Annotated in this window: 8 protein-coding genes, 1 tRNA gene and 2 pseudogenes; 5 read left to right on the top strand and 6 right to left on the bottom strand. The window is 72.7% G+C overall.

Annotated elements, in window-relative coordinates:
• A partial coding sequence (locus AC2W7J_RS11995) for a zinc-dependent metalloprotease (RefSeq protein ID WP_485982649.1) occupies positions 1–1,183 on the bottom strand: 1,183 nt, incomplete at its 3' end.
• Positions 1,184–1,275: 92 nt separating this feature from the next.
• Between AC2W7J_RS11995 and AC2W7J_RS11990 the strand changes: the two genes are divergently transcribed.
• Positions 1,276–2,373, top strand: coding sequence for a YlbL family protein (locus tag AC2W7J_RS11990; RefSeq protein WP_485982647.1), 1,098 nt, complete (start codon positions 1,276–1,278; stop codon positions 2,371–2,373).
• A gap of 9 nt (positions 2,374–2,382) precedes the next feature.
• On the opposite strand, the gene AC2W7J_RS11985 is transcribed toward AC2W7J_RS11990, so the two are convergent.
• From AC2W7J_RS11985 to AC2W7J_RS11965, 5 genes and pseudogenes are all read right to left on the bottom strand, one after another.
• Positions 2,383–2,994, bottom strand: coding sequence for a DNA-3-methyladenine glycosylase I (locus tag AC2W7J_RS11985; protein WP_485982645.1), 612 nt, complete (start codon positions 2,992–2,994; stop codon positions 2,383–2,385).
• Positions 2,991–3,509, bottom strand: a pseudogene (locus tag AC2W7J_RS11980) (methylated-DNA--[protein]-cysteine S-methyltransferase); the annotation flags it as partial. The pseudogene AC2W7J_RS11980 and the gene AC2W7J_RS11985, both read right to left, overlap by 4 nt.
• A 27-nt stretch (positions 3,510–3,536) precedes the next feature.
• A complete protein-coding gene (locus AC2W7J_RS11975; RefSeq protein WP_485982643.1) occupies positions 3,537–4,082 on the bottom strand; it encodes an RNA polymerase sigma factor in 546 nt (181 codons plus the stop codon).
• A gap of 42 nt (positions 4,083–4,124) precedes the next feature.
• Positions 4,125–4,331: a PPA1309 family protein gene (locus AC2W7J_RS11970; protein ID WP_485982651.1), complete on the bottom strand. Its 207-nt coding sequence runs from the start codon at positions 4,329–4,331 to the stop codon at positions 4,125–4,127.
• A 113-nt stretch (positions 4,332–4,444) separates the two neighbouring features.
• Positions 4,445–4,699: pseudogene (locus AC2W7J_RS11965) on the bottom strand (PPA1309 family protein); the annotation flags it as partial.
• Between the two features lie 119 nt (positions 4,700–4,818).
• Here AC2W7J_RS11965 and AC2W7J_RS11960 point away from each other — a divergent pair.
• The 4 genes from AC2W7J_RS11960 to AC2W7J_RS11945 all read left to right on the top strand — a co-directional run.
• On the top strand, positions 4,819–6,360 hold the full coding sequence (locus AC2W7J_RS11960; RefSeq protein WP_485982641.1) for a UPF0182 family protein: 1,542 nt from the start codon (positions 4,819–4,821) through the stop codon (positions 6,358–6,360).
• Entirely contained in the window at positions 6,303–7,697 is a 1,395-nt protein-coding gene (locus AC2W7J_RS11955) for a UPF0182 family protein (RefSeq protein ID WP_485982639.1), read from the top strand. The genes AC2W7J_RS11960 and AC2W7J_RS11955 overlap by 58 nt, the downstream gene beginning before the upstream one ends.
• A 44-nt stretch (positions 7,698–7,741) precedes the next feature.
• Positions 7,742–7,818: transfer RNA gene (locus AC2W7J_RS11950), tRNA-Met, on the top strand.
• Positions 7,819–7,997: 179 nt separating this feature from the next.
• The coding region (locus tag AC2W7J_RS11945; RefSeq protein ID WP_485982638.1) for an amino acid adenylation domain-containing protein at positions 7,998–9,314 on the top strand (1,317 nt) is incomplete at its 3' end.

The raw sequence follows: 9,314 nt of genomic DNA, 5'->3' as shown, positions 1-9,314 counted from the left end.
GCGGCCGCAGCTCGAGCCCGACGAGCCCGGCGAAGGTGCGCTCGGCCGGCCCACCGGTCGCGCGCCGACGACGGATCATCTCGGTCATCGCCACGGTGTGCGGCAGATGGTCGGCGGTGGCCCGGGCGGCGACGTGGTCGACCCAGCCCTCGATGAGCGCCAGCCAGGTCTCGAGCTGGCCGAGGGCGTGCTGCTGCGCGGCGGTGGGCGCGGGGTTGAGGAAGCTGCCGGTCAGCGCCTCCTGGATCGCCGAGGGGTCGCTCGGGTCGACCTCGCGCACGGCGGCGTCGATGGCGTCGGTGTCGATCGCCATGCCGCGGGCATAGGACTGGATGGCGGCGAGGATCTGCGGGCCGATCCACGGCACGGCGGTGAAGAGCCGCATCCGCGCGACCTCCCGGGCCGCCAGGTGCAGCCACACCTCGTCGAGCTCGACGTCGAGCCCCTCGGCGAAGTCGGCGACATTGCCCGGCAGCAGCCCCACCTGCGTCGTGAGCAGCGGCACGCCGGCCTCGGTCGCGGTCAGGGTCTCGGACGACAGCGCCCCGACGGCCTCCGCGGTCTGGCCGGTGATGAGGGAGGACGCCATCGTGTCGACGAAGGGAGCCATCTGCTGGGCCAGCATCGACAGGTCCATGCCGGCCGGCAGCCCGAGGGCCTGCAGGTCGGGGGCGTCGGGCCCCTGGAGCCGGGAGGTGAAGGAGTCGCGGATGGCGGCGGACAGCCCGTCGGCGACCGGGTCGACGAGCGAGGCCCAGACCGGCATGGTCGCCTCGATCCACTCGGCCCGGGACAGGGCCGCGCCGGTGAGCCCGGGGGCCTCGAGGTCGGTCACCTGGTCGAGCCACATCGACGCGACGTGCACGGCCTGCTCGGCGAGGCCGCGCTCGCGCGCGCCCATCTCGTGGTCGTCGTCCTCGGCGGCCTCCTGCGCGGCCGTCACCGCGGAGGTGACGTCCACCCCCTTCGTCATGGCGCCGGGGGTGAACATCGACGTGATCTGGGAGGTCATCGCCGCGACCTGCGCGGGGTCGGCGTCGCCGATGCCCATGGCCTTGAGCTGCTCGACGACCTGGGGCGGCAGGTCACGTCCGCCGTTGAGATCGCGGAAGATCTTCGCGATCTCCGGAGGCAGACCGTCGTCCCCGGGGGAACCGGATGGGGTGCTGGGGTCGTTGCTCACGTGGGCGTCTCGTCTCTTCCTGAGAGGATGTGCTGTCCTTCAACCCAACCACGAGCGGTCCCGGATGGTTCCCACCCGGGGCAGGAGGTCCTGTGACCGAGCCGGTGCACTCCATCCCGCGCAGCGAGCGCATCGCCAGATGGGTCCTCGCCGTGGCCTTCGTCCTGCTCATCGTCGTCGTCGGCGGCAGCTTCATCAAGGTGCCCTATGCCGTGGAGAAGCCGGGCCCGGTGACCGACACCCTCGGCAGGCTCGACGACGGCACCGACCTCGTGCGGGTCACGGGCGCGAAGACCTACCCGACCGACGGCGCCCTCTTCTTCACGACCGTGCGGGTCATCGGCGGCCCCGACCGCCACATCTCGGCGTGGGAGTGGGTCGCCGGCAAGCTCGACTCCAGCGCGCGGGTGGTGCCGGAGGAGGAGGTCTTCCCCAAGGACAGCACCGACGAGCAGATCAAGCAGATGAACACCGCGCAGATGCAGGGCGCGCAGAAGAACTCGATCGCCGTCGGCATGCGCAGCACCGGGGTCAAGGTCCCGCAGGACAACCTCGTCGCGACGATCGCGGAGGGCCTGCCGGCCGACGGACGGCTCGCGCTCGAGGACCGGGTGCAGGCCGTCGACGGCAAGCGCACCCCGCACGTCGCCGACATCGTCGCCGCGATCTCCGACCGCGAGCCGGGTGACACGGTGACGCTGACCGTCGAGCGCAAGGGCCGTGAGCGCGAAGTCCGGGTGCGCACCACCGACCTCGGCGGCGGCCGCGCCGGCATCGGCATCGGCATCGAGCCGAAGTACGACTACCCCTACGAGGTGCGCATCGACGCCGGCGACGTCGGCGGGCCGAGCGCGGGGATGATGTTCGCCCTCGCCGTGCGCGACCGCATCACGCCGGGCGAGATGACCGGCGGCAAGGAGATCGCCGGCACCGGCACCATCGACGACTCCGGCACCGTCGGCCCGATCGGCGGCATCGCGCAGAAGCTCATCGGCGCCCAGGACGGCGGGGCGCAGTGGTTCCTCGCCCCCGAGAGCAACTGCGACGAGGTCGTCGGGCACGTCCCCGAGGGCCTGCACGTCACCGCGGTCGGCGACTTCGAGGAGGCCACGGAGGCCGTCGAGGCCATCGCGAAGGGGAAGACCTCCGACCTGCCCACGTGCGAGCAGGTCGTGGCGACGTCCCGCTGAGGTGGTCCGTCAGCCCGAGTGCTCCTCCCAGACGCCGGAGCTGCCGCGCCGGTGGGAGTCGAGCAGGTGGGTGTCGACGATGCCGACCGCCTCCATGAGCGCATACATCGTCGTCGGGCCGACGAAGGAGAAGCCGCGGGCACGCAGCGCCTTGGACAGGGCGAGCGACTCGGGGGAGCGGGTCGGGACCTCGGCGATGGTGCGCGGCCGGGGCGTCTGCTCCGGTTGGAAGGACCACACGAGGTCGACGAGCCCGCCGTCCTCGCGCAGCCGGACGGTCGCGGCGGCATTGCCGATCGTCGCGAGGATCTTCGCCCGGTTGCGCACGATGCCGGCGTCGGCCATGAGGCGCTCGACGTCGTCGTCGCCGTAGGCCGCGACGACCTCGGGGTCGAATGCGTCGAATGCCGTGCGGAAGGCCGGTCGCTTGCGCAGGATCGTCGCCCACGACAGCCCGGACTGGAAGGCCTCGAGGCTGATCCGCTCGAAGAGCCCCTGCTCGTCACGCACCGGCATGCCCCACTCGGTGTCGTAGTAGTCGCGCATCAGGGGGTCGCTGCTCGCCCACGTCGGCCGGGCCAGCCCGTCCTCGCCGACGACGACCCCGGTGTCGGCGCTCATGCCGCCGCCTCGAGCGCGAGGAGGGTCGACTTCGCCTCGAGGCCGCCGAGGTAGCCGCCGAGCGACCCGTCGGAGCGCAGCACCCGGTGGCAGGGGGACGACGACGGGCAGCGGGTTGGTCGCACAGGCCGTGCCGACGGCGCGCACCGCGCGCGGTCGGCCGACGTGCTCGGCCACCTCGCGATAGGTCTGCGTGCTCCCGTAGCCGATGTGCGGCAGCCAGGCCTGCACCTCCTGACGGAACCCGGACGACAGCGACAGGTCGAGCGGCAGGTCGAAGTCGTGCCGGCGTCCGGCGAAGTACTCCTCGAGCTCCGCGGCGACCGCGTCGAGCCGTGCCGGCGCCTCGAGCACCCGCGGGCTCACCCGAGAGGCGAGCGACTCGAGCACCTCGTCGAAGCCCTCCCGCTCGAAGGCCACGCGCACCAGCCCGGTCGTCGTCGCCGCGAGCACAGCGGCCCGACGGGCGAGTCGACGGTCCGGTAGGCGACGTCGAGCAGCCCCTCGGCGTCGGCGCCGCGGCCAGCCGCCCGCGCAGCCGCTCACGGTCGCCGGCCGTCACGGTGAAGTCCTCCGGGCTCACATTCGGTCGTCATGACATCTCTCCTTGTCGGTCGTCGGCGAGCATCGCGCGCAGCCCGCGCGATCCCGTCGGAGGCGGCGCGGCGCACGGCCGCCGGGGTGCCGCCGGATGAGCTCGGCCGTCTGCGTGGTGCGGCAGCCCGCCGAGGTAGTGGTAGGCCACGGCCAGCCGCTGGCGCTCCGGCAGCCGGGCCACGACCTGCCAGAGGTCGCCACCCCCCTTCGCCGGGGTTGCCGACGGGCGAAGGGAGGTCCGGCAGGTCGTCCGTGGGCACCGCGTGCCGGGCCCTGGCCCGGGTCACGTCGATCGCCTTGCGGTGGGCGACGCGCACGAGCCAGGCCTGGACGGTGGTGTCCTCGTCGAGGTCCGGCCACGAGCGGAGCGCCGCGAGGAAGGTCTCCGACCACGCGTCGTCGGCGTCCGGCCCGGGGCCGAGGACGGCGCGGCAGACCCGCAGCACGGTGTCGCCGTGCTGCGCGACCGCGGTCTCGAAGGGCTGCTGCATCGTCATCACCGGGTAGACGCGTGGGCGCGCCCGGGTGTGAGGTCAGTCCTCCAGCGTCGCCCGCAGGGCGTGGACGAGGCCGGGGGCGATGTCCTCGCCGGTGGCGACCCGGTCGTCGCGGTCGTTGGCCCGCTGGCGCAGCAGGCACACGGCCCGGCCGTCGCGGTGGACGGCGACGAGCAGGCGCACGTCCTGGCGCTGCGGGTGCTGGGCCAGGGCGTCGACGGCGGCGTCGGGCTCCTGCGGCAGGTCGCGCTCAGCGCCCGGCGGGATGACGACCCGCTCGACGGCGAGGGCGACACGTCGACGGTCTCGGGCCAGGCCATCCGCCCGAGGAGGGACTCGAGGTTGGAGGTCCGGGGCAGGTCCTCCTGCTCGATGGCGGTGAGGGAGCCGGGGGCCCGGTCGGCGTCGCCGCTCAGGGCGGCGGCCAGCTGCGGCTCGGCCGCGGCGAGGGAGGCGGTGTCGACGAGGGCGAAGACGCGCGGGTTCTGGTCCCACCCGGCAGAGGCGACGTGGCGCTCGGTCTCGAGGGCGGCGACGGCGAGCGGCTCGGTGGTCGGCTGCGGCGCGGGGTCGGGGGTCTGGTCTGGTGACGAGTCGGGCACGAAGACCATGCTGCCCTACGGGCCCCCAGCCGGGCTGGGTACGGTGGCCCCACCATGAGCAGCGCGAGTTGGCCGGAAGACAAGGGGGGCGAGCAGCCGCCCCGGGGAGAGGGGCCCCCGCCTCACGCGTGCCGCAGGCACGCCTGGCCAAGGTGCTGCTCGCCGTCGCGGCGGTGGTCGTGGCCGTCAGCCTCGCCGCCTCGCTGTGGACCGAGTCGCTGTGGTTCGGCTCCCTCGGCTACTCCGGCATGTGGTGGTCGCGGCTGCGCACCCAGGTCATGCTCTTCGTCGTCGGCGGCCTGCTCACGGCCGTGCCCGTCGGGGTGAGCCTGTGGCTCGCCCACCGCACCCGCCCGCTCAGCGTGCCGATGACGGCCGGCGAGCACGCGCTCGCGCAGTACCGCAGCGCCATCGAACCCTTCCGTCGCACGACGGCGATCGCCCTCCCTTCGGTCCTGGGGATCCTCGGCGGACTGGCCGCCGCCGCCCAGTGGCAGACCTGGATGCTGTGGCGCAACGGCAGCTCCACCGGCGTGACCGACCCCGAGTTCGGCCGCGACGTGGGCTACTACCTCTTCGCCCTGCCGTGGTGGAGCTTCCTCGTCGGCTTCCTCACCGTCGTCGCCATCGCGACCCTGCTCGCCGCGCTCTTCGCGCACTACGTCTACGGCGGCATCGTCCCGCCGGGCCGCGGCCGGTCCAGCCGCGCGGCCTTCCTCCACCTGGCGATCATCGCCGCCGTCCTCGCGCTGCTGCGCGCGTGGAGCTATGTCCTCGACGCCCACGGCCTGACGACGCGCGAAGGGGAGGTCCTCACCGGTGTCGGGTACACCGGCGCGCACGCCATCGTGCCGACGAAGTACATCCTCGCCGTCGCCGCGGCGATGTGCGCCGGGCTCTTCCTCGCCTCGGTGCGCTCGCGCTCGTGGCGCCTGCCGGTCATCGCCGTCGGCACGCTCGTCGTGCTGTCGGTCGTCGTCGGCTCGATCTACCCGGCCCTCGTCGAGACCTACAAGGTCTCGCCCTCGCGCAACTCGCTCGAGGAGCCCTATCTCCAGCGCAACATCGACGCGACCCGGGCGGCCTACGGCGTCACCGACGTCAAGACGTCGAGCTATGACGCAGTCTCCGACGTCTCGTCCGGGCAGCTGCGCGAGGACGCCGACTCGATCCCCGGCATCCGCCTGCTCGACCCGGCGGTCGTCAGCCCGACCTACCAGGAGCTGCAGGCGCAGCAGCCCTACTACACCTTCCACGACGAGCTCGACGTCGACCGCTACGACGTCGACGGCGACATGGTCGACGTCGTCGTCGGGGCCCGCGAGCTCGACCTCGACAAGGTGCCCTCGGACCGGCGCGACTGGGTCAACGACCACACCGTCTACACGCACGGCTATGGCCTGGTCATGGCTCGCGGTGCGCAGTCGCGCGGTGGCGACCCGGAGTGGCTCAACCCCACGAGCGCGATCGGCGAGTACGAGCCGCGCATCTACTTCGGCGAGGAGATGCGCCACTTCTCGATCGTCGGGCAGGGCGACACCTCGACCCCGCGCGAGTCGACCGGCCGACGGGCGGCGAGGAGTCGCGCTACACCTACCAGGGCGAGGGCGGCGTGGGCATCGGCTCGTGGCCCCGGCAGGCCGCCTACGCGATCACCCACCGCGACCTGAAGTTCCTGCTCTCCGACGCGGTCGGCGGCGACTCGCGCCTGCTCGAGCACCGCACGCCCACCGAGCGCGTCCAGCGGGTCGCGCCGTGGCTGACCCTCGACGACGACGTCTACCCGACGGTCGTCGACGGTCGCATCCAGTGGGTCGTCGACGGCTACACGACCTCCAACGACTACCCCTACAGCACCGCCTTCTCCATCTCGGGCGTGCAGTCGGGGCAGGTCTCCTCGGTGCAGACGCAGCGCAACAGCTCGCTCGTCGGTGACCGGATCAACTACATGCGCAACTCGGTCAAGGCGACCGTCGACGCCTACGACGGCACCGTGCGGCTCTACAAGTGGGACGACGAGGACCCGATCGTCAACGCCTGGGACAAGGCCTTCCCGGGGCTGCTCAAGAGCACGCAGTCGATCAGCGGCGACCTCATGTCGCACCTGCGCTACCCCGAGGACATCTTCCGCATGCAGCGCGCGGTCCTCGCCGACTACCACGTGACCGCGGCGAGCGACTTCCGCGCCGGCCAGGACCGCTGGCGGGTGCCGGACGACCCCTCCCGCGGGGACGACGGCGTCGCCCAGCCGCCCTACTTCCTCTCGCTCGCGATGCCCGACCAGCGTCAGCCCGTGTGGTCGCTCACCTCCACCTACATCCCGCGGGGCACGCGCAATGTCATGGCCGGCTACCTGTCGGCCGACGGCGACGCCGGGTCGACGGCGGGCAAGCCGGCCGACGGCTACGGCGACCTGCGCCTGCTCTCGGTACCACGGGACACGACCGTCCCGGGTGTCGGCCAGGTGCAGAACAACATCGTCTCCTCGACGGCGACGACCGGCTCGGGCTCGCAGACGCTGACCGACTGGATCAACAACGCCAACCGCGGCGGCTCCCAGGTGCACTTCGGCAACCAGCTCGCGCTGCCGGTGGGCGAGGGCTTCCTCCACGTCGAGCCGATCTACGTCTCGTCGGCCTCGGGCACGAGCTACCCGCAGCTGCGGGTCGTCGTCGCGACCTTCGCTGGTCGGGTGGCGTGGGGCCAGACCCTGGACGCCGCCCTTGACGAGCTCTTCGGCGGCGACGCGGGCGTGGACGGCGGTGACGACGGCAGCAAGGAGCCGAAGGGCGAGGAGCCGACCGAGCCCAAGAACCTCACCGCCGACGAGAAGAAGCTCCGCGAGGCGATCGCCGGCATGCAGCAGGCCTACAAGGACTCGGAGGAGGCCCTCGAGAAGGGCGACTTCACCGCCTACGGCGAGGCCCAGAAGGAGCTGAAGAAGTACCTCGAGGACGCCGCCGAGGCCCAGCCGGGAGGCGGCTCGGCGACCCTCGACGAGGGCTGATTTGGTGTGCCCCGTGCGTTCACGTAGAGTTGAGAACGCAACGACGCGGGGTGGAGCAGTTCGGTAGCTCGCCGGGCTCATAACCCGGAGGTCGCAGGTTCAAATCCTGCCCCCGCTACCACTCCGAGAGGCCCCCGACCATCTGGTCGGGGGCCTCTCGCATGTCCGGTCCCTGAGGAGGCCGCGGGCGGCCTCCGGATCCTAAGGAGCGAGTCCGCGAAGCGGGCGAGCATCTCGAAGGGCAGGGACCGGGGCACCCGGTGCGCCGATCGTTCACCTTCGTGGGGGATCCTTCAGCGCGTGACGCCACCCTCGCCCCTGCTCCCTTCGCTCCTGGCCGGCGATCGCGCGCCCGCAGCGCGCACGCTCGTCGACATCTTCATGGGGGTCGTCGAGGAGCACCCCGACGCGCGGGCCGTCGACAGCGGCCAGGAGATGCTCACCTATGCCGAGCTCGCCGAGGCGGCGACGGCGCTGGCCGAGCAGCTCGCGGAGCTGGGCATCGGGCCCGGGGACAAGGTCGGGGTACGGATCCGCTCCGGCTCCACCGACCTCTACGTGGCGATCATCGGCGTGCTCGTCGCCGGCGCCGCCTACGTGCCCGTCGACGCCGACGACCCCGACGAGCGGGCGCGGGTCGTCTTCTCGGAGTCGCGGGCGGCCGCGATCATCGGCAACGACCTCGTCGTCACGACCACCGCTGTGGCACAGGGCCGTTCGCCGATCGAGCCGGCGGCGCCCACCCCCGAGGACGACGCCTGGGTGATCTTCACCTCCGGCTCCACCGGCACGCCGAAGGGGGTCGCCGTCACCCACCGCAATGCCGCCGCCTTCGTCGACGCCGAGGCGCGGATGTTCCTCGTCGACGACCCGATCGGGCCGAGCGACCGGGTCATGGCCGGTCTGTCGGTCGCCTTCGACGCCAGCTGCGAGGAGATGTGGCTCGCCTGGGCCTACGGCGCCTGCCTCGTGCCCGCCCCGCGCTCGCTCGTGCGCTCCGGTGTCGACGTCGGCCCGTGGCTCGTGGCCAACGAGATCACCATCGTCTCGACCGTGCCGACCCTCGTCTCGCTGTGGCCGCCGAGCTCGCTCGAGCGGGTGCGGCTGCTCATCATGGGCGGCGAGGCCTGCCCACCCGAGCTCGCCTCGCGCCTGCAGCGCGAGGGGCGCGAGGTGTGGAACACCTATGGCCCCACCGAGGCCACCGTCGTCGCGTGCGGCGCGATGCTCGACGGCTCCGACCCCGTGCGCATCGGCCTGCCGCTCGACGGCTGGGACCTCGCGGTCGTCGACGGCGAGGGCCGCCCGGTGGCCGAAGGGGAGTCCGGCGAGCTGATCATCGGCGGCGTCGGCCTCGCCCGCTATCTCGACCCGGCCAAGGACGCCGAAAAATACGCCCCCATGCCCACCCTCGGCTGGGAGCGCGCCTACCGCTCCGGCGACGTCGTGCGCAACGACCCGGCCGGCCTCGTCTTCGCCGGCCGCGCCGACGACCAGATTAAGCTCGGCGGCCGACGCATCGAGCTCGCCGAGATCGTCGACAGCTGCTCCGCGTGCCCGGTGTCGTGTCCGCGGCCGCGGCCGTGCGCGCCACGGCGGCGGGCAACAAGCTGCTCG

The sequence above is a fragment of the Janibacter sp. CFPM2_SD2 genome (assembly GCF_057364645.1).
The sequence above is the reverse complement of the archived record's forward strand: the minus strand, read 5'-3'. Positions and strand labels throughout refer to the sequence as shown.